At 65.2% G+C, this 25,439-nt stretch carries 29 protein-coding genes and 1 tRNA gene; 25 read left to right on the forward strand and 5 right to left on the reverse strand.

The annotated features are described in order from the left end of the window. Window positions 1-121: 121 nt before the first annotated feature. The 4 genes from ABZ463_RS29635 (at window position 122) to ABZ463_RS29650 (ending at window position 4,994) form a co-directional block, all read left to right on the forward strand. The gene (locus tag ABZ463_RS29635; RefSeq protein WP_362781105.1) at window positions 122-655 is read left to right on the forward strand and encodes an SMI1/KNR4 family protein; all 534 of its coding nucleotides are present in this window, start codon (window positions 122-124) and stop codon (window positions 653-655) included. 967 nt (window positions 656-1,622) lie between these two features. Beyond that, a complete protein-coding gene (locus ABZ463_RS29640) occupies window positions 1,623-2,114 on the forward strand; it encodes a DUF4365 domain-containing protein (protein ID WP_362781107.1) in 492 nt (163 codons plus the stop codon). After that, the gene (locus ABZ463_RS29645; protein ID WP_362781110.1) at window positions 2,102-3,265 is read left to right on the forward strand and encodes a hypothetical protein; all 1,164 of its coding nucleotides are present in this window, start codon (window positions 2,102-2,104) and stop codon (window positions 3,263-3,265) included. The genes ABZ463_RS29640 and ABZ463_RS29645 overlap by 13 nt, the downstream gene beginning before the upstream one ends. Before the next feature lie 628 nt (window positions 3,266-3,893). Next, on the forward strand, window positions 3,894-4,994 hold the full coding sequence (locus ABZ463_RS29650) for a Fic family protein (protein WP_362781112.1): 1,101 nt from the start codon (window positions 3,894-3,896) through the stop codon (window positions 4,992-4,994). Between the two features lie 309 nt (window positions 4,995-5,303). Here the strand turns inward: ABZ463_RS29650 and ABZ463_RS29655 are convergent, their stop codons facing one another. After that, window positions 5,304-6,017 (reverse strand): creatininase family protein, encoded by a 714-nt coding sequence (locus ABZ463_RS29655; protein ID WP_362781115.1) that lies wholly within the window; start codon window positions 6,015-6,017, stop codon window positions 5,304-5,306. Further along, window positions 6,014-7,333 (reverse strand): helix-turn-helix domain-containing protein, encoded by a 1,320-nt coding sequence (locus ABZ463_RS29660; RefSeq protein ID WP_362781118.1) that lies wholly within the window; start codon window positions 7,331-7,333, stop codon window positions 6,014-6,016. Before ABZ463_RS29660 ends, ABZ463_RS29655 begins: the two co-directional genes overlap by 4 nt. A 143-nt stretch (window positions 7,334-7,476) precedes the next feature. Between ABZ463_RS29660 and ABZ463_RS29665 the strand changes: the two genes are divergently transcribed. The 11 genes from ABZ463_RS29665 (at window position 7,477) to ABZ463_RS29715 (ending at window position 15,002) form a co-directional block, all read left to right on the forward strand. Beyond that, window positions 7,477-7,656: a hypothetical protein gene (locus tag ABZ463_RS29665; RefSeq protein WP_362781121.1), complete on the forward strand. Its 180-nt coding sequence runs from the start codon at window positions 7,477-7,479 to the stop codon at window positions 7,654-7,656. Next, a complete protein-coding gene (locus ABZ463_RS29670) occupies window positions 7,656-8,018 on the forward strand; it encodes a hypothetical protein (protein WP_362781124.1) in 363 nt (120 codons plus the stop codon). The genes ABZ463_RS29665 and ABZ463_RS29670 overlap by 1 nt, the downstream gene beginning before the upstream one ends. Next, window positions 8,015-8,299 (forward strand): hypothetical protein, encoded by a 285-nt coding sequence (locus ABZ463_RS29675; RefSeq protein ID WP_362781126.1) that lies wholly within the window; start codon window positions 8,015-8,017, stop codon window positions 8,297-8,299. Before ABZ463_RS29670 ends, ABZ463_RS29675 begins: the two co-directional genes overlap by 4 nt. A 184-nt stretch (window positions 8,300-8,483) precedes the next feature. After that, window positions 8,484-9,215, forward strand: coding sequence for a GntR family transcriptional regulator (locus ABZ463_RS29680; protein ID WP_362781128.1), 732 nt, complete (start codon window positions 8,484-8,486; stop codon window positions 9,213-9,215). A 123-nt stretch (window positions 9,216-9,338) separates the two neighbouring features. Continuing rightward, the gene (locus ABZ463_RS29685) at window positions 9,339-9,791 is read left to right on the forward strand and encodes a plasmid replication, integration and excision activator (RefSeq protein WP_362781130.1); all 453 of its coding nucleotides are present in this window, start codon (window positions 9,339-9,341) and stop codon (window positions 9,789-9,791) included. After that, entirely contained in the window at window positions 9,788-10,129 is a 342-nt protein-coding gene (locus tag ABZ463_RS29690; RefSeq protein ID WP_362781132.1) for a hypothetical protein, read from the forward strand. The genes ABZ463_RS29685 and ABZ463_RS29690 overlap by 4 nt, the downstream gene beginning before the upstream one ends. An 89-nt stretch (window positions 10,130-10,218) precedes the next feature. Then, window positions 10,219-11,682 (forward strand): FtsK/SpoIIIE domain-containing protein, encoded by a 1,464-nt coding sequence (locus tag ABZ463_RS29695; protein ID WP_362781134.1) that lies wholly within the window; start codon window positions 10,219-10,221, stop codon window positions 11,680-11,682. Continuing rightward, window positions 11,673-11,855 carry a hypothetical protein gene (locus ABZ463_RS29700; protein ID WP_362781136.1) on the forward strand — a complete coding sequence of 61 codons (183 nt, stop codon included), beginning with the start codon at window positions 11,673-11,675 and terminating at the stop codon, window positions 11,853-11,855. The genes ABZ463_RS29695 and ABZ463_RS29700 overlap by 10 nt, the downstream gene beginning before the upstream one ends. Continuing rightward, window positions 11,852-13,582, forward strand: coding sequence for a replication initiator (locus ABZ463_RS29705; protein ID WP_362781138.1), 1,731 nt, complete (start codon window positions 11,852-11,854; stop codon window positions 13,580-13,582). Before ABZ463_RS29700 ends, ABZ463_RS29705 begins: the two co-directional genes overlap by 4 nt. After that, window positions 13,579-13,827, forward strand: a complete 249-nt coding sequence (locus tag ABZ463_RS29710; RefSeq protein WP_362781140.1) for an excisionase family DNA-binding protein — start codon at window positions 13,579-13,581, stop codon at window positions 13,825-13,827. Before ABZ463_RS29705 ends, ABZ463_RS29710 begins: the two co-directional genes overlap by 4 nt. Next, on the forward strand, window positions 13,827-15,002 hold the full coding sequence (locus tag ABZ463_RS29715) for a site-specific integrase (RefSeq protein ID WP_362781142.1): 1,176 nt from the start codon (window positions 13,827-13,829) through the stop codon (window positions 15,000-15,002). The genes ABZ463_RS29710 and ABZ463_RS29715 overlap by 1 nt, the downstream gene beginning before the upstream one ends. Window positions 15,003-15,556: 554 nt before the next feature. On the opposite strand, the gene ABZ463_RS29720 is transcribed toward ABZ463_RS29715, so the two are convergent. Then, a tRNA-Gly gene (locus tag ABZ463_RS29720) sits at window positions 15,557-15,630 on the reverse strand. A 99-nt stretch (window positions 15,631-15,729) separates the two neighbouring features. Here ABZ463_RS29720 and dcd point away from each other — a divergent pair. The 3 genes from dcd to ABZ463_RS29735 all read left to right on the forward strand — a co-directional run bounded on the left by dcd (window position 15,730) and on the right by ABZ463_RS29735 (window position 18,425). Beyond that, window positions 15,730-16,305: a dCTP deaminase gene (gene dcd / locus ABZ463_RS29725; RefSeq protein ID WP_352014609.1), complete on the forward strand. Its 576-nt coding sequence runs from the start codon at window positions 15,730-15,732 to the stop codon at window positions 16,303-16,305. Window positions 16,306-16,802: 497 nt separating this feature from the next. Then, entirely contained in the window at window positions 16,803-17,420 is a 618-nt protein-coding gene (locus ABZ463_RS29730) for a DUF47 family protein (RefSeq protein WP_352014610.1), read from the forward strand. Continuing rightward, a complete protein-coding gene (locus ABZ463_RS29735) occupies window positions 17,421-18,425 on the forward strand; it encodes an inorganic phosphate transporter (protein ID WP_352014611.1) in 1,005 nt (334 codons plus the stop codon). A gap of 33 nt (window positions 18,426-18,458) precedes the next feature. Here ABZ463_RS29735 and mshD read toward each other — a convergent pair whose 3' ends face one another. After that, window positions 18,459-19,367, reverse strand: coding sequence for a mycothiol synthase (gene mshD / locus ABZ463_RS29740; protein ID WP_352014612.1), 909 nt, complete (start codon window positions 19,365-19,367; stop codon window positions 18,459-18,461). Between the two features lie 131 nt (window positions 19,368-19,498). Here mshD and ABZ463_RS29745 point away from each other — a divergent pair, with 131 nt between their 5' ends. Further along, window positions 19,499-21,319, forward strand: a complete 1,821-nt coding sequence (locus tag ABZ463_RS29745) for a bifunctional metallophosphatase/5'-nucleotidase (RefSeq protein ID WP_362781145.1) — start codon at window positions 19,499-19,501, stop codon at window positions 21,317-21,319. Between the two features lie 48 nt (window positions 21,320-21,367). Here the strand turns inward: ABZ463_RS29745 and ABZ463_RS29750 are convergent, their stop codons facing one another. Then, window positions 21,368-22,081, reverse strand: a complete 714-nt coding sequence (locus ABZ463_RS29750) for a response regulator transcription factor (protein WP_352014614.1) — start codon at window positions 22,079-22,081, stop codon at window positions 21,368-21,370. A gap of 205 nt (window positions 22,082-22,286) precedes the next feature. Between ABZ463_RS29750 and ABZ463_RS29755 the strand changes: the two genes are divergently transcribed. The 6 genes from ABZ463_RS29755 to ABZ463_RS29780 all read left to right on the forward strand — a co-directional run bounded on the left by ABZ463_RS29755 (window position 22,287) and on the right by ABZ463_RS29780 (window position 25,423). Beyond that, window positions 22,287-22,538, forward strand: coding sequence for a MoaD/ThiS family protein (locus ABZ463_RS29755; protein ID WP_362781148.1), 252 nt, complete (start codon window positions 22,287-22,289; stop codon window positions 22,536-22,538). Between the two features lie 146 nt (window positions 22,539-22,684). Then, the gene (locus tag ABZ463_RS29760) at window positions 22,685-23,365 is read left to right on the forward strand and encodes a DUF2993 domain-containing protein (RefSeq protein ID WP_352014616.1); all 681 of its coding nucleotides are present in this window, start codon (window positions 22,685-22,687) and stop codon (window positions 23,363-23,365) included. A 27-nt stretch (window positions 23,366-23,392) separates the two neighbouring features. Continuing rightward, window positions 23,393-23,944: a sigma-70 family RNA polymerase sigma factor gene (locus tag ABZ463_RS29765; RefSeq protein WP_184712468.1), complete on the forward strand. Its 552-nt coding sequence runs from the start codon at window positions 23,393-23,395 to the stop codon at window positions 23,942-23,944. Then, window positions 23,941-24,756 carry a zf-HC2 domain-containing protein gene (locus ABZ463_RS29770; RefSeq protein WP_362781151.1) on the forward strand — a complete coding sequence of 272 codons (816 nt, stop codon included), beginning with the start codon at window positions 23,941-23,943 and terminating at the stop codon, window positions 24,754-24,756. Before ABZ463_RS29765 ends, ABZ463_RS29770 begins: the two co-directional genes overlap by 4 nt. Before the next feature lie 155 nt (window positions 24,757-24,911). Continuing rightward, window positions 24,912-25,250 carry a thioredoxin family protein gene (locus ABZ463_RS29775; RefSeq protein ID WP_352014749.1) on the forward strand — a complete coding sequence of 113 codons (339 nt, stop codon included), beginning with the start codon at window positions 24,912-24,914 and terminating at the stop codon, window positions 25,248-25,250. An 89-nt stretch (window positions 25,251-25,339) separates the two neighbouring features. Continuing rightward, on the forward strand, window positions 25,340-25,423 hold the full coding sequence (locus ABZ463_RS29780) for a putative leader peptide (RefSeq protein ID WP_352014750.1): 84 nt from the start codon (window positions 25,340-25,342) through the stop codon (window positions 25,421-25,423). The last annotated feature ends 16 nt before the right edge of the window (window positions 25,424-25,439 follow it).

Consider the following 25,439-nt stretch of genomic DNA (forward strand, 5'->3'; position numbering starts at 1 on the left):
GCGGCGGGTCACAGCAGCGATCAGTAACGATCAAGCACATCAGGGGGTCAGAATTCAGGCGACGTCAGAGGGTCAAGATTCAGCCGTCGTTGACAAGTGCCCCGCCGGAGACAGTCGGATCATGAGTGACGATCAGAGTGCGCTTGACCGTCTTATCGCTCTGGTTCCCCCGCCCGCTGAGCCGGTCTTCGGCACCGGAAGCTGGGAAGAGCTGACCGCTGACACGGGGGTCAGGTTTCCCGCCGACTACATGGCCTTCATCGAACGCTACGGCCGTTGCGAGTTCGCCCGGTGGATGGCGATCTACGACCCCAGAGAACCGCCCAAGGAAGGCGAGTGGGATCTGGCCTTGTGGGGGGAGGAGTACCGTGACTTGCGTGATGACTCGCCCGAGGATTACCCGCTGGCGATGTGGCCGGAGCCCGGTGGCTTCGTCGCCTGGGGCAGCACGATCGACGGTGAGACGTTCGGGTGGCTGACCGTGGGCGAGCCGGAGGAATGGCCGGTACTCGTGCTCTACCGCCTTGATCTGGAGCTGGGGCCGGTCTACGAGAGCATGACGGAGTTCCTGCTCGGATGGGCCTCGGGCCTGCGGTACAACGGGCGCGGGGTCGATAACGCTGGTCTGCCGCTGAGGTGGCTTGCCTGGGCTTGAGGTGCGGGCGGCGGCGTGCCGCTGGAGTCGGAGAGTGCGTTGGGTACGGCGAGTGCGCGGTGCGGTTACGGCCCGGGGCGCCGCCGGACGCAACCAACGTCTCAGGAAACAACGAAGGCCCAGATCGGAAATCCATCCCTGACCCGGGCCTTTAGGAGTGGAGCGGGTGACGGGAATCGAACCCGCGCTGTCAGCTTGGGAATCGGCTGCTGGCGTTGGTGGACTGAGCTGGGAGAATGGGGGTGCAGGTAGATGGGGCGTTGCTGCCCCTGAGTCCCCGTGAGCGACCGGGGCTCCCCGCCTGTTCTGGCACGGAACTGGCACGTGATCATGATGCTGACCGCATTCCTTGCTGCGGTGCTGTACCCGGCTGCTCAGTGGGCCGGGGCTGAGGAACGAAGTCCCGGACCGTCGATCGCCCCCAACCCTGCACGGTGATCAACCACCGCAAGGCGATCGTAAGGGTGGTGCCGCTCCAGTAGCGGTTTTCAAGAGCACTGCGTTCCGGGTAACGACAGGTCTTCTGACCAGGGTGGGAGCATCTTCTAGGACCTAGAGCATAGAAGATCATCCCGCACATATCCCGCGAGACAGAACTTGTTACGTTTGAGCCCAGGACCAGTGGGTCCACAGAGGAACGTCCTGCTCATACCGGATCTTTCACAGCCCACTGGGGGGTCGCACCTCGGAAACAACTCAGAAGTCGACAGCAGGAAGTCCGGGCATAATAAGACATCTAGGGTATATAGATGACTTGCATCACACAGTGACCAAATCACCGCAAAACTATTGAAATATAACGTAACCTCACAAAACGCATGGCCTCCACGAGAAGTTGAGTTCGCTTTAGCTACTGCGTGTGATGGACCGGAAGATGGTAGCGCTGCTACCGACACGTACAGTAGTGTTATCCTTTAAAGATAAGAAACCGGACACATCGACCCGGAAGATCCATTATCTTGCCCCGGTGGGATCTCTGGACCGGTCGGCGCGCAAAGAGTGGTTCAGTATCGCCTACGTCCAGGCGCTTGCATCAGCCGCCGGCTATGCCGTCGAGGTAAGTCGAGTCGACCAGTTCGGGGTAGATCTCGAAATTCGGGACCGTGCCATGCGCATAGACGTTCAAATGAAATGCACAGAGAAATTAAAGTCATTAGACGACGATAATTTTACTTTTGATCTTGATGTGCGCACATACAACTTGCTTTGCGGTCCAGATAGAATACTTCCTGGATACTTATTTGTTGTCGAAGTTCCTAAAGATATAAGTAGATGGATAACCCCTACCTCAGAGGGAATTCTTCTTCGAAAGTTTGGGTACTACGCCGATATGACACTTTTGGCACCGACGAAAAATAAAGCGTCGAAGGCGGTTCATTTTCCTAAGGAAAATCGTCTAACTGTCGAGAGTGTTGAGCAAATAATGCTAGAAGCACGAGGTGGCAGATGGCGGAAATAACAGCAAGCCTTCCGCAAGTCACACCAGAAGGACTTCGAGCTTACCTGCAAGCCCAAGGATTTACTTTCGAAAGTCGCCCTCGCCCTACCTTTGAGCTGTGGGAAAAAGGCGATTCCGAAGTTCTCATTCCACTTAAATCTGAAGCGCCCGATTATCAGAAGAGGCTCCAAGACTTAATAAGTGACCTATCGCAATATCTGCATGCCACGACGGAAAAGCTGATCGTCGATCTAGCCTACGCGGAAGATGATGTAATCCAGCTACGGCTTCATAATTATTGGGATTATATCCCTCTAACGGAAGCTTCGCGGGTTATTAAAAGTGCTCAAAGCCTTGCCGTAGCTGGCGCATGCTCAACACTGTTTCGACGATCTCACCACGGAAAATCTCGACCTAAAAGAGCAATCAATTTTGCTCGCTCTGTAGGGATGGGCCACACAGCAAGAGGGAGTTTCATTATCCCAATTATCAGCCCAGTTAGCAGTTTACAGCCAGTACTGCTACCAGGAACTCAAGATCCATACATCAGTGTCGAGACTGAAAAATCTGCCTTTCCTCGGAGAGTTTTCGGCATGCTCGCCGACTCCCTGGAAACGATTCACAAACTTATCGTCGAGCGTTCTTACATGCCTTCTAAGAAGGAACTCAACGCAGCAGTCCTTCAAGGTGTTTCCTCTGATACCTGTGTCGCGTTAGCGGATCTAATAAGTAATCCAGCTTCCGGCGAACTAGATATATCTTTTCGATGGGCGGTTACGGCGTCCCCCCCTAGAGTAGGACGCGATCAGTTAGAGTTTCCTGCCGAATCCGCGACAGCAATCACTGAAATGGGGCATTTGTTAAAAGAGAATATTCACATAGAAGAGCAAGTGATATATGGATTCGTTAGTTCCCTCGAACGGGACCTGGATGACGACGAAGGAACAGTCAAGGTCAAGGCATTGATCGGCGGTCGAATGCGCCCCGTAAAAATGGTTTTAAGAGGATCAGATTATCATAACGCCGTCGAATCTCATGATTTAAAGCAGCGTGTAGTCGTAGCCGGGACTCTTGATAAGGCGGGAAATGGAAGTCTTTATATGAGCCGCGTCGACTTCTTCCGGACAGATGACTACTTGCCACTACAGGCCAACCTTGAGTTTGAGGGCTAGAATATCCTATTTCCTCTCTTTCTAAGAAATATGCGCTACATAAGTTTTACGAGCACCACTTGTTTGGTTACTGGGTCAAGTCGAGGGCAAAAATTTCACTTAACGATCCCCCCAGTTAAGCAAGACGATACGTTTAAAATCTGGCCAGCGGAAGCTGATCATACGTGCTCTTATCACTTATTGATCACTCAACAATCGATGTGATAGAGAAGATCGTCAGCTTGGAAAGCGGCCACTAATTTCGGCAGGTTGAGCTGGGAAAAAGGGCCGCAGACAGGGCAAAACGTGATTCCTCACGGAGTTAGTGCCTCTGTCTATTTCTGACATAAATCCGGCACTTAGTGAAGGCCTTGACCTCATAATTGCTGCATGCCGTACCCAGCTGCTCGGTGGGCTGGGGCTGAGGAACGAGGCCCCAGACCGTCGATCGCCCCCAACCACGGCAGAGATTAGCTGGAATCAGGCGATCGTGAGAGCGCACTACCTCATTGACCTAATTGATAGTAAGTGATCAAGCTTAGCTCCTCTCACAGGATAAGACCTTCTTTCTCTATGCTTGCTGAAGCAATCAGCTAGCCATCTCGTTTTGCACTGTGCTGCCATGGGTACCTTCGGTAAGATATACATCGTGTCAACAGAATCCGATCTGCGCGATTGGCGCGGAGGACAGATCAATGCCGAACGAATGTGCGCAAGCATTCTTGCCATCAACGATTACATCGACATTGACCCTCAAGCTCCACTTGGTGGACCGGATGGTAAGAAAGACATTCTCGCGAAGCGCTTAGGGCATACTTATGTGGCCGCAGTGTACTTTCCCCCCACTCACCCTTCCTTCAGTGAGATACGGCGAAAGTTTATTAATGATCGTTTAGGCGTTGCTCGCAATAAAGCAGATGCCTTTATATTCATGGTGAACCAGCCGCTGCTGCTCAGCGAGAGAAGCGAGTTATTGCAACTCGGGAGCCCGCTAGACGAGCTTTATCATCTGGAGCGGTTACGGGCTAGCCTTGACTCTCCTAAGGGCTACGGGCTTCGGCTCGAATATTTGCGGCAGCCGATGGCGATCGAAGAACAGATGGCATTTTTCAGTACGTTACAGCAAGATATGGCCAATAGATTTACGGCCAATGAGCGTCGTATTGAAAGTAAGATCGATGCTATTTATGCGCGCACGATGTCGCTACTCAATATCATGGGTTACGACCCTGGGCCTTCATCAATCAATGAAGATGTAGTAGGTGAAGTGAGCGCGCCTATGGCCTCTCTAGATATCGCAACACTCCAACTTCTTCATCGTGCCATAACTGAGGATTCACCTCTCCCGAGGGCTGTTCGTGGACAAATTCGTGGAGTACGCGTATGGATCGGAGACAGCGAAAACCCAATCTTCATCCCACCGCCACCTGAGGAAATACCTGAACGAATAATTAAATTGCTTCAGTGGTGGCGACGCGCTTACTTTTTTACAGCAAAAAGCGCAGATGCCAGCAAAGTGATTGAACTTCTGGCAAAATTCCATCACGAGTTTGCGAAAATTCATCCATTTCTTGACGCAAATGGACGTCTCGCCAGACTTGTGATTGATCAAGCAGCTAGAGAGCTAATAAATCGCGGCATTGGAGGTGGACTTACTCAAGACCATCGCTTGTATTTCGCGGCGATCGATGCCGCCAATAATGGAGATCTCAACAAATTGAAAGATCTCATTCGGGCGGCATTAGAATAGAATGCAGCATATCAGTGAAGTTTGGGTGCGTTATCGGGAACATTGCTCGGTATTGGGTGATCTTGGGGACAGTGAGTAGGCGGCGGTGCGGCCCCGGTGCGGCGGCCGATGGTCGAGTACGGCGCGGAAGCGGTGCGGTGGGCGGCTCGCGGTCCCGCCGCCGGCCGAGACCGGCGCCCACGCCGCACGCTCGGGCGGCGTTCGGGCGGCGGGCCGTGCGGCGGCGCGCCGCGCCGCCGCGCTTGATACCCATAAGAACAATTCGGCAGTGCCCGCGCTACGTGATCGCGATAGCTCCGCGCCCGATGCTCAGAGCTTGGCCAGCAGGGCTACCACGTCGGCGAAGCTACTGGTCAGGGAGTCGAGGACGATCTTGCCTTTTTCGGCAGTGCCCAGGGACGGGCGCCCGATGACCCCGGTTTCGGTGTAAGCCCGCATGCCCTCGGTCAGCAGATGGCGGCGGTCGTCGGCGATGTGGTCAGCGTCCTCGTAGCCAGGGCGGATCACTCCAGGACAGGCGTGCAGCAGGATCGAGGTCTCGATCTCTCCGGCGTGCATGTCCTCGTGCATGGAACTGACCAGCTCAGCAGCTGCCCTCGCCTCCTGCCAGTCCTCCCGAGTGGGGAACAGCGCCATCGCACGACCTTCGGCGCTGGCCTCCTGGACGACGTTGCTCAGCACGTAGTTGCCGCCATGGGCGTTGACCACCACCAGAGCCCGCGGACCGGTGCGGGTAACCGAGTCATATACGTCGGTAATGACGGCGTGCAAAGTACGGGCGGAGATGCTGACGGTGCCGGGCCAGGCGCTGTGCTCATGAGAGCAGGAGATCGTGATCGGGGGCAGCAGCAGGACGGGGTAGGTGTCGGCGATCTTTCGGCAGATGAGGGTGGCGATGATCGTGTCGGTACTCAAAGGCAGGTGGTCGCCGTGCTGTTCGAAGCTGCCGACGGGCAGGACGGCGATGGGGGCGTTGCGGTGGCGTTCCTCGGTGGTGGTCGCGGTGGGCAGCGCGTGGATCACCGTTCTCCTTCTGGTAGCCGGGGCGCGGGCAGGAAGAAGGACTCGGCGAGGAGGTCGAGTCTGGTGAGCAAGTCTGCCACGGCCCGATCCGTCGACCACCGGGACAACTGAATCCGGAGGGTGGCGAGCTGGCCGGCTACTCGGCTGGAGCGCAACGCCTGGATCTGAGGGATGGCCTCCTCGGTTACGGCGCGGGCTTGGTCGCGGTCGCCTGCCATGGCGTAGGCGGTGGCCATGCGGGTCAGGAACAGGGCGTGGTCGCGGGCCTGGCTGGCGGGTGTCCACTGGGAGCGGCTGGCCTCAAAGATCGGGATCGCGGTGGTGGCCTGGCCGAGCAGGAGACGGGTGGCTCCGGTCTCCATGGCGATGTAGGCGGGCGTGCAATATGGCGCGCGGTCGGACTCAGTCTGGCTCAGTCCTGCGGTGGCTTCGATGAGGGCGGTCTCCGAGTCGCGGGCGGAGTCTGTGGCTTCGCCCAGGTGGGCGTTGGCGATGGCCCGGGTGCGCAGGATGACGGCCCGCAGACGAGAGGTGAGGGCTTCGGGGGTGGTCAGGGCGGCGTTGGCCAGGCCGAGGCCGTGGCCGTGGTCGCCGGATTCGATGGCGATGGCGCTTTTGCGCATGAGGACGTAGGAGATGACGCGCTGGTCGCCCAGCTCCATCGCGTAGTCCAGGGCTTTGTTGGTCCACATCGTGGCCTGAGAGAAATCGCCAAGGTCCTGGTGGAGCCAGCCGCAGAATTCCAGCAGTTCGCTGGCGAAATTGAGAGCTTCGGCGCGGTCGGCGCCTCGTGTCACCCGGCAGACGTGTCCGATCAAGGGGATCTGGCTGGTGACCGCGTTGACGAGCAGGGGCGGCCCCATGATGGCCTCGGCCTGGATATGGCCGGTGAGAACGTGCCGCAGGCCGGAGATGACGGGGCGGCTAGAGGTGCCGGTCAAGGTGGTGAGGTACTTCGTTGGCACGTCTGGTTCTGGCAGCGGGACCTGGCCGGATGGTGCGGCGTCTGGCGTCGGGAGCGGGCTTTTGGGGGCCAGGCCGAGGGCCATGCGGGCGGGGTCAGGCATGTTCAGGCCGTCAGCGATGCGTTCGATGACCTCGAACGAGGTGACCTGCACGGTCCCTTTCATGATCTCGCTGATCTTGCCCTGGCTGAGGTTGACCGCGATGCCGATGCGGGTCTGGCTGGCTCCGGTGTGCTGGCGGATGAGCCGGAAAAACTGCCCGATGTTCCGACTTCGGAGACTTTCCAGGATTTCGGGACGTTGCCATACTTCCGGCAGGATAACGACTGGTTCAGTCGCATCTGCGGGCATATGGAATATCTCCTTGAAAGCTCGACTTTCGGGTATTCAACGGTTGCCGCCGAGTGGTTATCCCGTCAAGGGATACAGGCCATCCGCCTGAAGGATTCTGCGCCGGGATGGGAGACATCGGTGCAGGTGAAGACCCTTGACCTATGACTGGCGAGGATGCGCCGACGAGGGCGGCGGAGGAGAGGTGCCCGGGCTGTCGTGGGCGGGGCTGGCGGTGGGTTCGCCGTACCCGTGCTGAGATGGCGCTGCTGTTGGACGGGCAGGCCGTGACGCTGGTCCGGGTCGCGTGCCCGGACTGCCTGTCGGCGAGTGAGGCGGCGTGATGGGCCGCCATGACCGCCCTGTCGCCGGGCCGGGGCCGGTGGTCGGTGCGATGGAGGCGGCTCAGGGGCTGCGGCGGGAGCTGGCCGGGCTGGGGATCGCCTGTGATGTGCACGCCGGGCACTGCCTGGCCCTGGTGTCGGTCTGGTCGGGGCTGGTGGTGTGGACCGACGGCCGGACCTTCCGGTGGCGTTCCGGTCGCGATGTCATCGGCCGGGTGGTGCGGAAGGGGCCGGGCTGGGACGCCTACGGGCGGGTTGAGGACCTGGCGGGTACGGCGCAGCGGGTGGCGGCCCGGTATGCCGAGCTTCGCCGCCTGACCGCGTCCGCCGAAGTCGCGCCGAATAGCGGGGTTCCGCTGTGACGGTGAAGGGCGGGTGCCTGAGCCCGCACCCGGCCCGGCCGCTTCCGGACCACATGAGGCTGGTGTGGCGCAAGCCGTGCCAGGCCGAGCGGCTGCGGGTGATCGCGTGGAGCTGCGACTGCGGCGCGGTGGTGTATGAGCTGTGCCATGCCGGTGGGCAGGCGTTCGTTCGCCGTACGCACCATTTCAACGGTGCCCGGATGGTGCATGAGACCTACCGGTGGCCGATCCGCAAGGGTGACGATGTGTGGAAGGCGTTGCTCTGCGGTCAGGCCCGGTAGAACGGCGCGGCGGGACGGGGTCCCCTGGTCTTGGAGGGGTCCGGGGAGCGTTACCCCTGTCCCGCCGCGCTCTTTACGTTGCGCCGCCTGCAGGTGAGGGGTTTCTGCCGGTGAAGGGCTTCGCATCTTTAACCTGCGCTGATAGCCTGCTTGGCTAGACAGGCATGTTGAATGCGAGGCTTTAATGTCGTTTGAGTACACGCCTCCCAAGTACGCCCAGTTGATCGCCGAACTGGAACGGCGCATCGACTCGGGCGAGTACCCGGCGGGCTCCCTGCTGCCCAGCGAACACACCCTCATGGCCGAGTTCGGCATGGCCCGCCCCACGGTGGTCAAAGCCCTCGGTGTACTGCGTGACCAAGGCTGGATCGTCACCCACCAGGGCAAGGGCCGTTTCGTCCGGGGCCGTCCGGCCATCCCCACGAGCCGACAACCCCGTACCGGCCGCGGGCTTCTCGATCGGGCGGAAACCCAGGTCGCAAGCAAGGTGCTGGTCGCCGGCTCCGTCGAGGCCCCCAACCGCGTCGCCACCTACCTCGGTGTGGAGCCCGCGACGCCGGTCGTCTGCCGCAAGATCCTCATCGAACGTGACGGTGAGCCCAGCGAGATCTCCTCGACCTGGGTGACGGCCGACGTCGGCGAAGGCACCGCCCTGGCCGAGGACGCGGATCTGCGTCAGGGGGTGCGGCGGTACGTGGAAAGCGCCGCCGACGTATCCCTTGATCACATCATCGAGCACGTCACCGCCCGCAACCCCGCCCCAGAGGAACGCGAGTTGCTGAACGTGGAGAGTTCGGCCGCGCTGCTGAGCGTGCACGCGGTCGCCTGCGACGCCACGGGCAAGCCGTGGGTCGTGGTGGAGACGGTTCTTCCTGGTGACCGGCACGAGCTGGAGGACGCCTATCCGATCCGGTAGCTCCAACTTTTCTTCCGAAGCCCGCTTGGTTCACTTGACTGACCAAGCGGGCTTCGTGCTTAATGATGGCATCACTTGGTCAGTCAAGATGGCTGACCGTTCAAGATGAGGAGGTGTTGCCCTATGGCCATCCAGGGACCCATCGCGATCGGGTTCGAGCAGGTCTTCCCGCACGGCTGCTACCTGGTCGGGGAAGTGCAGCAGGTCAAGGACTTCGACGCGTCCAGCAACGGCCGCACGGTCTACGCCAAGGACAAGACCACCGGCCTGCCGGTATGGCAGGTCTCAGTGATCGACGCCGACCCCGACGCCAAGGCCTCCCAGAAGTCGGTCACCGTCAAGATCCTCACCGAGGCCCAGCCGGTGCCCCCGCCCCCGCTACCGGGCCTGCCGTTCACTCCGGTCGAGTTCGACGGCATGACCGTCACCCCCTACGTCGGCCAGGACAGCGGGCGACTGGCCTACTCCTTCCGGGCGCGGGCGATGCGCGCCCCCGTCTCGGCGACCGTGGCCGCCCCCGCCAAGCACACCAACCCCACCGTCAGCACCGGCAAGGAAAGAGAGGTCGCAGCATGAACGCCCGCGACAACCACCAGCCGTACGCCTACCTCACCGCCTCCGTGCACGAGGGCGTCGCCCGGTTGGAGATGGCCTTCCACACCTCCGAGCTGTCGGTCATGGCGCTGACCGTCGAAGGCGTCCGCCCGTACCTGTGCCTGAGCGGCGCCGAGGGTCAGGTGTCGGTCTCCACCACAGGCAGCGGCCCGGTCACCTCGGCTGACCTGTTCCTGGCCCGAGAGATCGCCGACGCCGCGATCCGCTACCGCGACGAGTGCGAGCGGCTGCACGCGGCCCAGAACACGGCCCGGGACATCGTCCCGGCACCCGGACCCGCCCAGGACAACCAGCCCTGAGCGCATAAGGCGGGGCCGCCGGAAGGTGCAACTTGCGGCGGCCCCTGATTTCTCCCCCGACACGCGATCAAGGAAGAGAGGTCAGTCTAATGTTCAAAAAGCTGCCTGGCGATGAGGCCCAGAGCCTCGTCACCACGACCCCTGACACCGCCGTGGTGTTCCGCCCGACCGTCGTCCGCACCCCCGCCATCGTGACCGTGGTCGTCCTCCTCTGGCGTACGGTCGCCACCCTGGTGCGGCTGCTGTGGCACCACCCGATCGCCTCGGCCGCCGTCGCGCTGCCCGGCGTGATCTGGACCCTGTACGGCTGGCCGTACGGCCTGGGCGTCGTCGTCCTGCTGACCGGCGTCCTGGCCGGATGGGGGGTGGCCGGGCGTGAGTCGTTCCTGCGGCTGGTCGGCTGGCGGTTGCTGGCCTTCTGGCGGCTGGTCTGGGTCTACCAACGGCACTGGCAGCCGGTGATGACCATCTCCGGCCTGGCCCGCCACATCAGCGGACGCACCTACCTTCCCCGCCTTCTCGGCGTGACCTGCACCTCGTGGGCCGACCAGGTCAGCGTCAAGATCCTCACCGGCCAGGCCGTCACCGACTGGACCGACCGCACCGAACACCTCGCCCACGGCTTCGGCGCCGTCTCCTGCCGGGTGAGCATCGCCCAGCCGGGGCGGCTCGTGCTGACCTTCCCGCGCCGCGATCCCCTCGCCGCACCACTACGGGCGCTGCCCATTCCTCGAAAGGCGTCGGTGGGGCCCGTGAGGATCGGCCTGTGCGAGGACGGTACGCCGTGGCACCTCAAGGTGCGCGGCACCCATGTCCTGGTCGCCGGGGCCACCGGTTCGGGCAAGGGCTCCATCATCTGGTCCACCATTCGGGGGCTGCTGCCCGCCGTCCGAGCGGGCCAGGTCGAGATCTGGGCGCTGGACCCCAAACTCATGGAACTGTCCTACGGCCGGGACCTGTTCGGCGACCGCTACGCCGCCTACCCGGAACATTGCGTGGAACTGCTGGAAGCGGCGGTGAAGATCATGCAGGAACGCGCCGCCCGCTTCGCCGGAGTACGACGCGCGCACATCCCGACCACGCAAGACCCGTTCATCCTCATCGTGGTGGACGAGATCGCGTTCCTGACCGCCTACCAGCCGGACAAGGGCCTGCGACTGCGGACGATCGCGGCGCTGGCCACCCTCACCACCCAGGGCCGCGCCGTCGAGATCGGCGTCATGGCCGCCCTGCAGGACCCGCGCAAGGACGTACTGACCATCCGCAACCTGTTCCCCGACAAGATCGCCCTCCGGCTGGACGAGTCCGAGCAGGTGGACATGGTCCTCGGCGACGGCGCCCGTGATCGGGGAGCCCTGGCCGACCACATCTCCTCAGCACCGGACCGAGGGGCGGGGGTGGCCTATGTGCGGCTGGAGACCTCCCCGGACCCGGTGCGGGTTCGCGCCACCTACGTCTCCGACACCGACATCCAGAGGATGGTGACCGTCTACGGCTCCACCGGCCGCGCCCTGGAAGCACTCGGCGGTCAGGAGGTGGACCCATGCGAGTGATCTTCGAAGGGACCCTGGCCGAACTGGCCGCCTACGGGCTGCTCGACCTCGAAAGCGCCCCGGTCCCACCGCGCCTGGTGCTGATCAATCTGCGCCTGCACAGCGACCCCTACAACGGCATCCACCGCCTGTGCGCCGACGTGCTCGACCCCGACCGGGAGGAAGCCCCATGACACCTCCCCCCAACGGCGCCGATCACGGCCTCTCTCGCGTTGTGCGTGACACGCTGCCGCTGGCCCTCGACGTGGCCGTACAGGTCGCCGCACTCAACGGGGTCTGCATCCGCCCCATCGAAGTACGCCGCTTCGACACCCACACCGGCCGCACCGAACCGTTCGACCTGCCCTGCGGCACCACCAACGAGGCCAAGTGCCCACCCTGCGCCCAGCGCAACAAGCAACTGCGCAAGGCCCAGTGCCGGGAAGGCTGGCACCTGGAGGCCGAACCCGTCACCGAACCCCACCTCGCCACCGACGACCAGAAATGGCTGATCGAGTTCCGCGCCGACGTACAGGCCCGACGCGATGCGGCCGAGCGCGACGGCCAGGACACCACCGACTGGGACCAGGCCATCACGGGCATCGACGCCGAGATCAACGCCGCCGGAATGCGGGGCAACCTCACCGCCCGGACCACCGCCCGCCGGTCGCGCTCCACCCGGCGCCGCCAGGACACCCCAGACCTGCCTCGACGTGCCCGATGCAACACCACCTTGGGGCGGACGTTCACCGGCCCGGACGGCACGGTGTTTCGGCCCTCGCTGTTCGTCACCCTCACCCTGCCCTCCTACGGCAAGATCCGACCCGGCCAGGGAGTGCCCGTCGATCCGGCCGCCTACGACTACGCCCGCGCGGCCCGGGACGCCCTGCACTTCTCCAAGCTGGTGGACCGGTTCGTGCAGAACCTTCGCCGCGTCGCCGGGTATGACGTGCAGTACTTCGCCACCGTCGAACCTCAGAAGAGGTTCGCGCCTCACCTGCACATGGCGATCCGCGGGACCCTGCCCCGCGCGGAAATCAAGCAGATCGCCGCCGCGACCTACCACCAGGTGTGGTGGCCTCCCGTCGACGAAGTGAAGTTCGAGGGTGAGCACCTGCCCGTCTGGACCGAACGCGCCGAGTCGGCTGAGCCGTACCCGGACGGACAGGCCGGCGACTACCTCGACCCCGCCACCGGCGAACTCCTGCCCACCTGGGACCAGGCCCTCGACCATCTCGACGCCGACGACCAGGCCGAACCGCTACACGTGATCCGCTTCGGCGCCCAGGTAGACGTTCAGGGCCTCCTGGCCGGATCACCGGACGCCCACAAACGGATCGGCTACCTGACCAAGTACCTCACCAAGAGCCTCGGCGACACCCTCGACCTCGACCAGGACGCCGACGAGGAGGCCGCTCCGACCCGTGCGGCGATCAACCAGGCCCGCCGGGACCACGCCGCCCGCCTGGTCGAAGCCCTACGCTACGAACCCTGCTCCCCGACCTGCGTGAACTGGCTGCGGTACGGCATCCAGCCCAAGGGAGCCAAGGCGGGCATGGTCCCGGGCCGCTGCCGGGGCAAGGCGCACAAGCCCGAGCACCTCGGCTACGCCGGACGTCGAGTCCTGGTCTCGCGCAAGTGGTCGAACAAGACCCTGCGTGACCACAAGGCCGACCGCCGCGCCTGGGTCCTCGACATGCTCGGCCTGCCCGACAACGACACCACCACCGACCCGCACCGCTACATCTGGCGGCCAGTCACAGCCAAAGACCCGACCCGAACCCCGCTGCCGGTGCGACTGCTGCGCGGAGTGGCCAACCGGCAACGAACCCGCGCTCGACTGGACGAACTCCGGGCCAGAGCGGACGGCAGACCCCTTCCAGATCTTTCGGCAACTTCAACGCTGGGGGTGGCGGCATGACCAGGAAGCGGGAACCCGCCGTGTCGTCACTCCCCGAACTGGCGCGGGGACGGCTGCTGACCGTGCAGGAGGTGGCCGAGCGGCTGAACACCTCGGTTCGCTTCCCGCGCCGCCTGATCGAGGAGCGGCGGATCTTCTTCGTTCACGTCGGCCGGAACGTCCGGATCCCGGAGAGCGCGCTGGAGGCGTTCATCGCGGCCGGGCTCGTCGCGCCGGTCGCCCCGTCCAAGAGGAGGGCTGCCTGATGGGCGGCAACAGTAAGGGAAGTCGTCGCCGGTTCGGGGCCGTCCGCAAGCTGCCGTCCGGGCGGTACCAGGCGCGCTACGTCGGGCCGGACAACGTGGAGCGCACGGCCCCGGAGACCTTCCCGACCAAGACCGACGCGGAGATCTGGCTGAGCCGCAAGGAGGTGGAGATCCGTTCCCAGGAATGGACCGATCCGGATGCCGGGAAGGTGCCCTTCCGGGACTACGCGGCGTCCTGGATGACGGAGAGGACGCTTCGTCCCAAGACGGCGCAGCTGTACGAGGGGCTGCTGCGGCTGCACATCGATCCGGTGCTCGGGGACCGGTTCCTGTCGGAGATCACCGCCCGGCACGTTCGGCAGTGGCACACCAGGCTCCTCGGCGAAGGCGGTCCGGGCGCGTCCACGGTGGCCAAGGCGTACCGGCTGCTGCGGGGCATCCTGAACACCGCCGTGGAAGACGAGCTGATCAAGAAGAATCCGTGCCGGATCAAGAACGCCGGGGTGGAGCGTCCGGAAGAGCGGCCCGTGCTGACGGTGGCGGAGGTCTTCAGGCTGGCGGCTGCCGTACCTCCTCGCTTCCGCGCCCTGGTGCTCCTGGCGACGTTCGGCAGTCTGAGGTGGGGCGAGCTGGCGGCCCTACGACGGTGTCACCTCGACCTCGGCGCGCGGACGGTCAGGATCGAGGCGTCGGTGGCAGAGATGAAGACGGGGGAGCTGATCACCGGTCGTCCGAAGTCGGATGCGGGCGCTCGGGTGATCACTCTGCCGGAGATCATCATCGGTGACCTGACCTGGCACCTCCAGCGGTTCAGCGAGCCGGCACCTGACGGCCTGGTCTTCGTCGGGGAGAAGGGTGCCCAGCTCCGGCGGAGCAACTTCACGAGGGTCTGGGCCAAGGCCGTCACGGAAGCAGGGATTCCGAAGATCCACATTCACGACCTGCGGCACACAGGCAACACGCTGGCGGCGATGACCGGAGCCTCGCTCAAGGAACTGATGGCGCGGATGGGCCACTCCAGCACCAAGGCCGCGATGATCTATCTCCACACGTCCAAAGACAGAGACCGCGTGATCGCCGATGCTCTCGGAGAGATCGTTAAGGCGGAACTCAAGAACGAGAGCAAGGGTGATCGAGGCGGTGATCCGCTGGCCGATCAGCCAACCGTGGGCTAATCGGTCATGTGGAGCTTAAGGGTATAAAGCCTACATTCGCCTGCGTTCCGCAAGCGGGGTAGGGGAGCGTCCCCCTGCTTTACTGCTCCTTGCGTGAGAGCGGCGCGTCGGTCGCCAAATAGCGAACGGCTCTCTGTTGGCGCAGAGAGCCGCTCTTACGTCCCTCGGTAGTCGTAATAGGAGAGGACGTCGTTGATGAGCGTACGGAAGGGGCCTCCGCCAGACAAAGCGGCGGCGGACGGCGGGGATGGGCGTCTGCCTCAGAGGTGGGTGACCATCCTGGCTGTCTCGTCTGCGATCGCCGTCGTTGCGGGGTTCCTGACCAACCCCATGGTCGGAGTGCCCGTCTGGCTCGCGGCGATCGGCTTGCTGCACCAGATCATGGACTGAGGTCGCGAAGCGGAGGGCCGCCGTGAGCGGTGGACGTGATGATCGGCGGCCCTCCATGCCAAGATCAACTGATCTGGCACGGATCTGGCACGCGAGTGAGAAACGTCTCAGGAAACAAACAAGGCCCGGGTCCGGAGAGTATCCGTGACCTGGGCCTTTGTAAGTGGAGCGGGTGACGGGAATCGAACCCGCGCTGTCAGCTTGGGAAGCTGATGTTCTGCCATTGAACTACACCCGCAAGCGGCGAACCGCGTCCCCTACTGTAGCGGAAACTTCAGGGTGTCCGCTCACCTGTGGGCCTGCTTTCGGTGGGCATGTGGTTGGTAGGTTGCCTCACGTGCTGCTTTCCGATCGTGACATCCTCACCGAGATCGACTCCGGCAGGGTCAGGCTTGACCCCTTCCAGCCGGAGATGGTCCAGCCGTCGAGCATCGACGTACGGCTGGACCGTTACTTCAGGGTCTTCGAGAACCACAAGTATCCGCACATCGACCCGGCGGTCGAGCAGCCCGACCTGACGCGGATGGTCGAGCCCGAAGGGGACGAGCCCTTCATCCTCCATCCGGGGGAGTTCGTGCTGGCGAGCACCTACGAGGTCGTCACGCTGCCGGACGACATCGCCTCCCGCCTTGAGGGCAAGAGCTCGCTGGGCAGGCTGGGGCTGCTCACCCACTCGACCGCAGGGTTCATCGACCCTGGGTTCAGCGGGCATGTCACGCTTGAGCTCTCCAACGTCGCCACGTTGCCGATCAAGCTCTGGCCCGGCATGAAGATCGGCCAGCTGTGCATGTTCCGGCTCAGCTCGCCGGCCGAGCACCCCTACGGCTCGGAGAAGTACGGCTCGCGCTACCAGGGACAGCGGGGGCCGACGCCAAGCCGTTCGTATTTGAACTTCCACCGAACGCCCGTCTGAAGGCGAACCTCCGCCCGAAGGTGAATCTCCTGCCTGAAGACGGAGCCCCGTCTGAAGGCGACTTCCCGCCCGAAGGCGAGCTCCTGTCTGAAGACGGACCCGCCTGAAGACGTCCGAAGACGGCCCGCAGCCCGAAGGCGTCCGAAGGTGAGCCCCCCGTTCAAGGGCGAACCGTCGTCCGAGGACGGCCCCATCTCAGGGGTGATGGAAATCACCTGACGGCTACAAGGCCGACACCTGGGGCGTCGGGGCGGTAACGCACCGATCACCGTCTCCCCGGGCGGCTCCATAGATGACCAGTTTCCACGTAATATGGGTCAAAACCAGCATAACGGTCATCGGAAAGATGCACCCAAGGCTCACTCAACCCGCGTGTTGCCAGGTATACGCCGGGTAGCGACAGCTGGAAGAGTAGGCGTCTAGCGGGTGAAGTTCGCATTTCCGCTGGTAACCCGTACCCTTCTCTGCGGACCATCCCCGCACATCTGGAGAACGACGTGCGCCTGCGTCTCACGCCTAGTGAGGACAGCTACTACGACTTGTTCGCCGACTCGGCGAACAACCTCGTCACAGCGTCCCGACTGCTGGTAGAGATCATCAGCGACGGGTCGGACAGGGAAGCCCTGGCCGAGAAAATGCGCGCTTGTGAGCACGCCGGTGACGAGCGTACTCACGCGATCATGAACCGGCTCAACGAGAGCTTCATCACTCCCTTCGACCGTGAGGACATCTACCGCCTCGCCTCGAACCTCGACGACGTGATGGACTACATGGAGGCCGCGGCCGATCTCATCGTCCTCTACCAGATCGACCACCTCCCCAAGGAGGTCGTCCGTCAGGTCGAGGTCCTGGAACGTGCCGCGGAGCTCACGGCGGAAGCCATGCCCCGGTTGCGTTCGATGCGAAACCTGAACGAGTACTGGATCGAGATCAACCGGCTGGAGAACCAGGGAGACCAGGTCTACCGCCGCCTGCTCGCCAAACTCTTCGGCGGCGAGTACGACGCGTTGACCGTCCTGAAGATGAAGGAGGTCATCGATCAGCTTGAGATGGCCGCCGACGCCTTCGAGCACGTGGCCAACACGATCGAGTCGATCGCGGTCAAGGAAAGCTAAGTGGACCTCACGCTCGCACTCGTCATCGGCGTGGTGGTCGTGGCGTTGGCGTTCGACTACACCAACGGTTTCCACGACGCGGCGAACGCGATCGCGACCTCGGTCTCGACGCGTGCGCTGACGCCGAGGGCGGCCCTCTTCATGGCCGCCGCGATGAACTTCCTGGGCGCCCATCTCGGCACACAGGTGGCGGCGACCGTCGGCAAGGGCATCATCGACGCCCCGAAGGGCACCCACGGTCTGGTGATCGTGGGTTCCGGTCTGATCGGCGCGATCGCCTGGAACCTCATCACGTGGTACTTCGGTCTTCCCTCGTCGAGCAGCCACGCCCTCATCGGGGGCCTGGTCGGCTCGGCGATCGCCTCGTCGAGTGTCGTCCACTGGGACGGCGTCGTGGACAAGGTCGTCATTCCGATGATCCTGTCGCCGGTGCTCGGGTTCTTCCTCGCGGCGATCATCATGATCGCCATCCTATGGGGTTTCCGGCGCTCCCAGCCCGCCAAGACGAACCGGGGCTTCCGGCACGCCCAGACGCTCTCTGCCGCGGCCATGGCCCTCGGCCACGGCCTGCAGGACGCGCAGAAGACCATGGGTGTGATCTTCCTGGCCCTGGTGGTCGGCGGGTTCCAGCACGACGGGGACCCGATCCCGCAGTGGGTCATCCTCTCGGCCGCGACGGCCATCTCGCTGGGCACCTACGCCGGTGGCTGGCGGATCATGCGGACGCTCGGCCGCCGGATCATCGCCCTCACCCCGCCGCAGGGGTTCGCCGCCGAGTCGGCGGCGGCCGCGGTGCTCTACGTCGCGGCTCTGGGCTTCGGTGCTCCCGTCTCGACCACCCACACGATCACCAGCGCGATCATGGGCGTGGGCGCGACCAAGCGCCTGTCGGCCGTGCGCTGGGGGGTGGCGGGCAACATCGTGACCGCCTGGGTTCTCACGATCCCGGCGGCGGCACTGGTCGCGGCGCTGTCCTACTACGCGCTGCACTGGATGGTGGAGTAGGCGCGGGGCGCCCTTCGGCGCCCCGCGACCCCGTCAGAGACGCTGGTACATGACGTCCACATCCCAGCGGGTGAAGCCCAGCCTCTCGTAGAGGCGGACCGCCGCGGTGTTGCTCTCGTCGACGTACAGCATCACCTGGGCCAGCCCCAGGGAGCGCAGGTGCGCCAGGCCCGCCAGGGTGAGCGCCCTGCCCAGGCCGCCGCCCTGTTCGGCGGGGTCGACGCCCACCACGTAGACCTCGCCGATCGGCTCGGGGCCGTCGTGCACCTTGGTCCAGTGGAACCCCGCCAGGCGTGCCGTACCCTCCGCGGGGTCGCGCCGTTCGGCGAGGAAGAAGCCCGCCGGGTCGAACCACGGCTCCCGCTCGCGCAGCCTGAGGTCCTCCAGGGTCCAGGCGCCCTGTTCGGGGTGGTCGGCGAAGGCCCTGGCGTTGAGCGCGACCCAGGCCTCCTCATCGGTGGAGCCGGGTTCGAAGGCGCGCAGCCGTACGCCTTCGGGGAGTTCGAAGGCGGGGAGTTCGACGGTCAGCGGGCGGCGCATCCGCCACAGCGACCTGACCCTGGTGAAGCCCGCGACGGCGGCCAGCGCCTCGGCCCCGGGATGCCCCCCGTGCGCCCACACGCGCAGGCGCCCTCCCGTCTCCTCCAGTACGGCCAGCAGCAGGCGACGCCCGTGACCTCGTCGCCGGAAGGCGGGGTGGACGACGAGCTCCCCACCCGGGGCGGTCGAGTCGGTCAGGTCCACGTGCGCGTAACCGGCCAGGTCGTCCCCGGCGTACAGCAGCACGGAACGCGTCCTCTCACCGCCGTGGCGCAGCTGCAGCAGCGCCTGTTCGTTGAGCGGTCCCACGCCGTCCGCCTCCGTCGCGGCCTCGGCCATCGCCAGGACGGCGGCCACCTGAGAATCGGCGAGTCGTTCCCTGTGTTCCACGCGCACGTTCATGTTCTGGACTTTATGCGCAGTGGCATTTCAACCGGTGGTCGGGGAGTGGCAAAAGCCGCCACCATTAGGGGCGGTTAATCGTTACCTCTAGGACATTCCTTGCATAGATCGCCACTTTAATGTCGTGGTTCATGACGTCTCGTACCTTCCAGCGCCTGGCCATGGCCGGGGCTCTCGCCGGAGCGGGCCTCATGCTCGCGATGGGCCCGGCGACCGCGGCGACCCAGGGAAGCGCATACAACGCGCACAAGGCTTCCACGACCGTCCCCGTCCGCCTGCTCTCCCTCAACGACTTCCACGGCAACCTCGAACCGCCGACCGGCTCCTCGGGCCGCATGGTCGACGAGACCGGAGCGACCGTCGAGGCCGGCGGCGCCGCCTACGTGGCCACCCACCTCAAGCAGCTGACCGACGGGAACACCCTGAAGGTCGCCCAGGGAGACCTGATCGGGGCCAGCCCGCTGCTGTCGGCCGCCTACCACGACGAGCCGTCCGTCGAGTTCCTCGGCAAGATCGGCGTCACCGCCTCCGCCGTGGGCAACCACGAGTTCGACGAGGGCTACTCCGAACTGCGGCGCGTCATGTACGGCGGCTGCCACCCGACGGACGGCTGCTCGCCCGCCGGACCCTGGAAGGGCGCGCGCTACAGCTACCTGGGCGCCAACGTGCTCCTCAAGAACCCGGGCGGCGGAGCGGAACGGGAGGCGCTGGCCGCGCTCGGCGGGAAGGACAGCGGGTCCCTGCGCGACCTGCTGGAGGGGTACGGCATCCCGGCCCTGCCGCCGGTGGCCGTCCGCTGGGTCAACGGCGTGCCGGTCGGCTTCATCGGCCTGGTGACCCAGTCCACCCCGGGCATCGTCACCTCCGAGGGCATCAAGGACCTGCGGTTCGTCGACGAGGTCAAGGCCGCCAACGTCGCCTCGAAGCTGCTGAAGCTGGTCGGCGTCAGGGCCCAGGTCGTGCTGGTGCACGAGGGAGACCAGGTCACCCCCGGCAGGTCCCCGGACGCCTGCAGCGCGCAGCCGGGCGCGGGCACCAGGATCGCCACCCAGGTCGACCCCGAGATCGACATGATCCTCAGCGGCCACTCCCACCAGGCCTACCTGTGCCAGGTGACCGACCCGGCGGGCGGCACCCGCCTGTTCAGCCAGGGCGGCTCCTTCGGCCGGGTGATCACCAAGGTCGACTTCCGGGTGGACGTCCGTACCCGTGACGTGGTGCGCTCCTCGGTCGTGGCCGACAACCAGGTGGTGACCCGTACGGTCGCCCCGGACCCGGAGATCGCCGCGTTCGTGCAGACCTGGAAGGAGCGTGTCGCGCCGGTGGCCAACAAGCCGATCGGCAGGATCACCGCCGACGTCACCAACGCCGCGGCCCCCTCGGGAGAGTCGTCCCTGGGCAACCTCATCGCCGACGGCCAGCTCGCCGCGTCCAGGAGCGGGGGCGACGCACGGATCGCCCTGATGAACCCGGGCGGAGTACGGGCGAGCCTCACCTACACGGGTTCCCCGGCGGGGGAGGGCGACGGCGTGGTGACCTACGGCGAGGCGTTCACGGTGCAGCCGTTCAACAACCTCGTGCAGGTGATCACCCTCACCGGTGCCCAGCTGAAGACCGTCCTGGAGCAGCAGTTCCCCGGCGGCCCCAACGCGCAGCCGTTCACCAAGATCCTGCAGCCGTCCTCGAACCTCACCTACACCTACAGCACGGGTGCCGCGTGGGGCTCGAAGGTCTCCGACCTCAAGATCGACGGCGTGGCCGTGACGGACACCCAGAGCATCCGGGTCGCCGTCAACAACTTCCTCGTCGGCGGCGGTGACGCCTTCGCGGAGTTCACCAAGGGCACGGACGTGTGGAGCGGACCGCTCGACATCGACTCCTTCGCCGCCTACTTCGCGGCGAACCCGACGATCACACCCCCGGCTCCCACCCACATCACCGTCGTTCCCTGACGGCCCGGGGCGTCGCGCGGGATCCGTCGTGGTCCCGCGTGGCGTCCGTCAGTGGTGGGCGGGCTCGCGCTCGTCGGCGGACTCGCCGCCGCGCTCGGGGACGAAACGGTAGCCGACGTTGCGCACGGTGCCGATCAGCGACTCGTACTCGGCGCCGAGCTTGGCGCGCAGCCTCCTGACGTGCACGTCGACGGTCCTGGTGCCGCCGAAGTAGTCGTAGCCCCAGACCTCCTGCAGCAGCTGGGCGCGGGTGAAGACCCGGCCGGGGTGCTGCGCGAGGTACTTCAGCAGCTCGAACTCCTTGAACGTCAGGTCCAGCGCCCGGCCGCGCAGCCGCGCGGTGTAGGTGGCCTCGTCGATCGCCAGGTCACCGCTGCGGATCTCGTCGGGGACCTCCTCGGCGGCGGACAGGTCGAGCCTGCCGACGGCCATCCGCAGCCGGGCCTCGACCTCGGCGGGGCCCGCGCCGTCCAGCAGGACGTCGTCGACGCCCCACTCGGCGGTCATGGCGGCCAGGCCGCCCTCGGTGACGATGACGAGCAACGGGCAGGTGATGCCCGTGGTCCGCAGCAGCCTGCACAGTCCCTTGGCGTGGGCCAGCTCACGGCGCGCGTCGACGAGTACGGCGTCGGCGGGCGGGATGTCGATCAGCGCCGAGGCCTCCGCGGGGGCGACCCGCACCGAGTGCAGGAGCAGTCCCAGCGCCGGGAGCACCTCTGAGGAGGGCTCAAGGGCGTTGGTGAGCAGCAGGAGATTGCTCACGGTGCCTCCTTCCCGCGTCGTGCCGGCTGCTGGCCGTACAAACACGTAAGGACCCGGGGGCTACGTCGCCCAGGTCCCGTGTAGGTGAGGATAGCCGACGTGGCTGAGGCGTCCATGGAGTGTCCAGCTGATGAACACGGTTCACCTCGTGGATTCACGGTAACAGGATGATGACCCAGTGTGTATGGGAGGGGTTGGTCGGACCATGGCGAGAGGAACGATTCGCTACTGGGCGGCGGCGAAGGAGGCCTCGGGGGTCGCGGAGGAGGCCTTCGAGGCGGGGACGCTGGCCGAACTGCTCGCGGAGGTCACCCGGGGACGCGCGGAGCTGGCCAGGGTGGTCGGGCGTTCGTCCTTCCTGGTCGACGGCCATCCGGTCGGCAGGCGGGCGCACGAGACGGTCGTCCTCGCCGACGGTGTGACGGTCGAGGTGCTGCCGCCGTTCGCCGGTGGGTGATCGGATCCGGCGGTTGGTGAGGTGTTTTGCGAAGAATTGCCGGGGGATGTGCTGCGATGGCACTCTGGCCGGACCGGGGCACTGAACCGAGGCACTGAGAGGCCCCGAGTCGAGACACCGGGTCGAGGCACCGAACGGGGAGTCAGATGCGCAGGCTGGTCGCTTTCCTGGTTTTGCTGCTCGTTCTGTTCGCGATCCTGGACCGGGTGGCCGTGGCCGGGGCGCAGCGGGAGATCGCCCGGCAGGCGACCGCGAGATACGACCTGGACAGATCGCCGGAGGTGAGCATCCTCGGCATCCCGTTCCTCACGCAGGCGGTCGCCGGGCGCTACGACGAGGTCGAGGTCGCGGCGGGCCCGATGGTCCTGAACGGGCTGCGCCTGTCCAGTGTCGACTTCACCCTCCACGACGTCACCGCCCCGCTGTCGGACCTGCTGTTCAACTCGGAGCGGGCCGACATCCGCGCCGGACGGGTCGAGGGGACCGTGGAGGTCCCGCTGCAGGTCCTGAACCAGAGGGCGCCGCGCGGGATCAAGGTCGCGGTCGACGGCGACACCCTGACGGTCAACGGGGAGGTCACGGTGCTCGGCCAGAAGGTCCCGGTCAAGGCCGACCTGAAGATCGGCGTCTCCGCAGGGGAGATCCGGTTCACCCCGGAGAAGGTCACGGTCGGCGGCGGCATCCCGGTGCCCAACCCGGAGCGGTTCATCGACTACCGCATCCCGGTCAAGAACCTGCCGTTCGGCGTGAAGATCACTGGCGTGCGCGTCGTGCCCCAGGGGATACGGGTCTCCGGTGAGGCGACCGACGTTCCCCTGCACGGCTGAGGACGCGCTCTCCCGGGTGGGCGACGTATGACTGAACCGAAGCGCCGCGCCGTACGTCGTGAGGGTGTGAGCCAAGCCGGAACCGCCGACGAGCAGCTCGTCAGAGCGCTCTTCGACGAGCATGGCGGCCCACTCTACGGTTACGTTCTGCGGCTGACGGGTGACCCGGGGAGAGCGGAGGATGTCGTGCAGGAGACGCTGCTGCGGGCGTGGCGGCATCCTGACGCGCTCAGCGGGAAGCCCATCCGCGCGTGGCTGTTCACGGTGGCCCGCAACCTCGTCGTCGACCAGCACCGGGCGCGCAAGGCGCGTCCGCCGGAGATGGGGGACGAGGCGCTGGCCGTCGTGCCCGCCGACGACGAGCTCGAACGGGCCGTCGAGTCGTGGGCGGTCGCCGAGGCGCTGGCCACGTTGAGGCCGGAGCACCGCGAGGTGCTCGCCGAGGTCTACTACCAGGGGAAGTCGGTAAAGGAAGCCGCCGAGGCGCTCGGTATCCCCGCCGGAACGGTGAAGTCGCGCACGTATTACGCGCTTCGGGCGCTCAAGCTGGCGCTGGAGGAGCGGGGGCTCGCGCCATGATGATGACCTGTGACGACGTGCGGATGTCGCTCGGGGTGTACGTGCTCGGGGCGCTCGAACCGGAGGAGTGCGTGCTCGTCGAGGCGCACCTGGCCGAGTGTGAGGGCTGCCGCGCGGAGTTCGAGGAGCTGACGGGGGTCGCGGCCTTCCTGGAGAAGGTGTCCCAGGAGGACGCGGCGCAGGCGGTCAGCCCGCCGCACGCCGTACTCGACCGGCTGCTGAGCGCGCGGGTCAGACGGCGCAGGCTGAGCAGGGTGCTGCTTTCGCTGGCGGCCTCCGTGCTGGTCGTCGGCCTGGGCGGGACCATGTGGTCGGCCATGCGCCCGGCTCAGGACGGTGCCTCCTCGGAGGCGCTGCCCGCGGCGGTCTCGGCCTCGGCGGGCGGTGAGAGCGGGCAGCTGTCCAAGGCGATGAAGGACGACAGGGGGCAGGGGTACGCCACCGTGCCCTCGGAGGCCCCCTCGAACGAGAACTCCCAGGACGCCCGGATCTTCTCGGACGTCCCGGAGAGGCGCCGGACGGTCAAGGGGGACAACGGCCCCGTCCACGTCACGGTGAGCATGGCCGAGGGGGAGGGCACCACGACCGTCAAGGTCGTCGTCTCCGGGATCGCCAAGGGCACCCCGTGCAGACTCGACGTGGTCGGTGCGGACGGCCGGCGGCAGACGGCGGCCAACTGGGTGGTCAACAAGGCCGCCTACGACCGCTCCGGCCCCTTCCAGGGAAGCACCACGATCCCGTTCGGGACCGTCACCAGGGTCGAGGTCACCACGGCGCAGGGCCGCGTGCTGGTCGGCGTGGCCGTTCCCTGACCGGATTCCGCCGCTCCGGCCCGGGTTCGGGCCGGCCGCGGGGAATGGCCGGTCGCGGGCGCGTGTTGTCGTGCTCCGTGACCGGATTGGCAGTGGTTCTCGTCACGCTGGCTCTGGCCACGCTGGTCGGCGTGATCGTACGGCGGCGCGACGGCGTGCCGCGTGAGGTTGGGGGCGACGTGGAGCGGCTGACGTCCGGTGATCTCGGAGTCCCCCTGGGAGAGCGGGCGACGCTGGTGCAGTTCTCCAGCGCCTTCTGCCAGCCCTGCCGGGCGACCCGCAGGGTGTTGTCCGAGGTGACGGCGATGGTGGCCGGGGTGGCGCACGTGGAGATCGACGCCGAGTCCCGCCTCGATCTCGTCCGTTCGCTGAACGTCCTGCGAACCCCGACCGTACTGATCCTTGACGCGTCAGGACGTGTTGTGAAACGTGCCTCCGGGCAGCCACGTAAGGCCGACGTGATCGGGGCGCTCGGCCTCGCCGTCGGCGAATGAACAGGCAAATATCATTCATTGGGCAAATTTGTCTCACATTGTGGGCAGGGATGTGACAGACGATGGAGCGTCGAGGTAGTGTCTTCGGCATGAACCCCTCGACAGAGCTGCTGACTAAGCGGCGCGCGGTAGATTTCTGCCGCGTCGCCACCGCGCTCTGTCGCGCTTCCTAAAGGGCGATCTCAAGCG

This window comes from Streptosporangium sp. NPDC020145, from assembly GCF_040631275.1.
Classification (GTDB): Bacteria; Actinomycetota; Actinomycetes; order Streptosporangiales; family Streptosporangiaceae; genus Streptosporangium.

Coding starts and splice junctions, on each gene's coding strand:
- ABZ463_RS29635 (WP_362781105.1), top strand. CDS start 122: ATGAGTGACGATCAGAGTGCGCTTGACCGTCTTATCGCTCTGGTTCCC.
- ABZ463_RS29645 (WP_362781110.1), top strand. CDS start 2,102: ATGGCGGAAATAACAGCAAGCCTTCCGCAAGTCACACCAGAAGGACTT.
- ABZ463_RS29660 (WP_362781118.1), bottom strand. CDS start 7,333: ATGCCCGCAGATGCGACTGAACCAGTCGTTATCCTGCCGGAAGTATGG.
- ABZ463_RS29665 (WP_362781121.1), top strand. CDS start 7,477: ATGACTGGCGAGGATGCGCCGACGAGGGCGGCGGAGGAGAGGTGCCCG.
- ABZ463_RS29670 (WP_362781124.1), top strand. CDS start 7,656: ATGGGCCGCCATGACCGCCCTGTCGCCGGGCCGGGGCCGGTGGTCGGT.
- ABZ463_RS29680 (WP_362781128.1), top strand. CDS start 8,484: ATGTCGTTTGAGTACACGCCTCCCAAGTACGCCCAGTTGATCGCCGAA.
- ABZ463_RS29685 (WP_362781130.1), top strand. CDS start 9,339: ATGGCCATCCAGGGACCCATCGCGATCGGGTTCGAGCAGGTCTTCCCG.
- ABZ463_RS29690 (WP_362781132.1), top strand. CDS start 9,788: ATGAACGCCCGCGACAACCACCAGCCGTACGCCTACCTCACCGCCTCC.
- ABZ463_RS29695 (WP_362781134.1), top strand. CDS start 10,219: ATGTTCAAAAAGCTGCCTGGCGATGAGGCCCAGAGCCTCGTCACCACG.
- ABZ463_RS29700 (WP_362781136.1), top strand. CDS start 11,673: ATGCGAGTGATCTTCGAAGGGACCCTGGCCGAACTGGCCGCCTACGGG.
- ABZ463_RS29705 (WP_362781138.1), top strand. CDS start 11,852: ATGACACCTCCCCCCAACGGCGCCGATCACGGCCTCTCTCGCGTTGTG.
- ABZ463_RS29710 (WP_362781140.1), top strand. CDS start 13,579: ATGACCAGGAAGCGGGAACCCGCCGTGTCGTCACTCCCCGAACTGGCG.
- ABZ463_RS29715 (WP_362781142.1), top strand. CDS start 13,827: ATGGGCGGCAACAGTAAGGGAAGTCGTCGCCGGTTCGGGGCCGTCCGC.
- mshD (WP_352014612.1), bottom strand. CDS start 19,367: ATGAACGTGCGCGTGGAACACAGGGAACGACTCGCCGATTCTCAGGTG.
- ABZ463_RS29745 (WP_362781145.1), top strand. CDS start 19,499: ATGACGTCTCGTACCTTCCAGCGCCTGGCCATGGCCGGGGCTCTCGCC.
- ABZ463_RS29755 (WP_362781148.1), top strand. CDS start 22,287: ATGGCGAGAGGAACGATTCGCTACTGGGCGGCGGCGAAGGAGGCCTCG.
- ABZ463_RS29760 (WP_352014616.1), top strand. CDS start 22,685: ATGCGCAGGCTGGTCGCTTTCCTGGTTTTGCTGCTCGTTCTGTTCGCG.
- ABZ463_RS29765 (WP_184712468.1), top strand. CDS start 23,393: ATGACTGAACCGAAGCGCCGCGCCGTACGTCGTGAGGGTGTGAGCCAA.
- ABZ463_RS29770 (WP_362781151.1), top strand. CDS start 23,941: ATGATGATGACCTGTGACGACGTGCGGATGTCGCTCGGGGTGTACGTG.
- ABZ463_RS29780 (WP_352014750.1), top strand. CDS start 25,340: ATGAACCCCTCGACAGAGCTGCTGACTAAGCGGCGCGCGGTAGATTTC.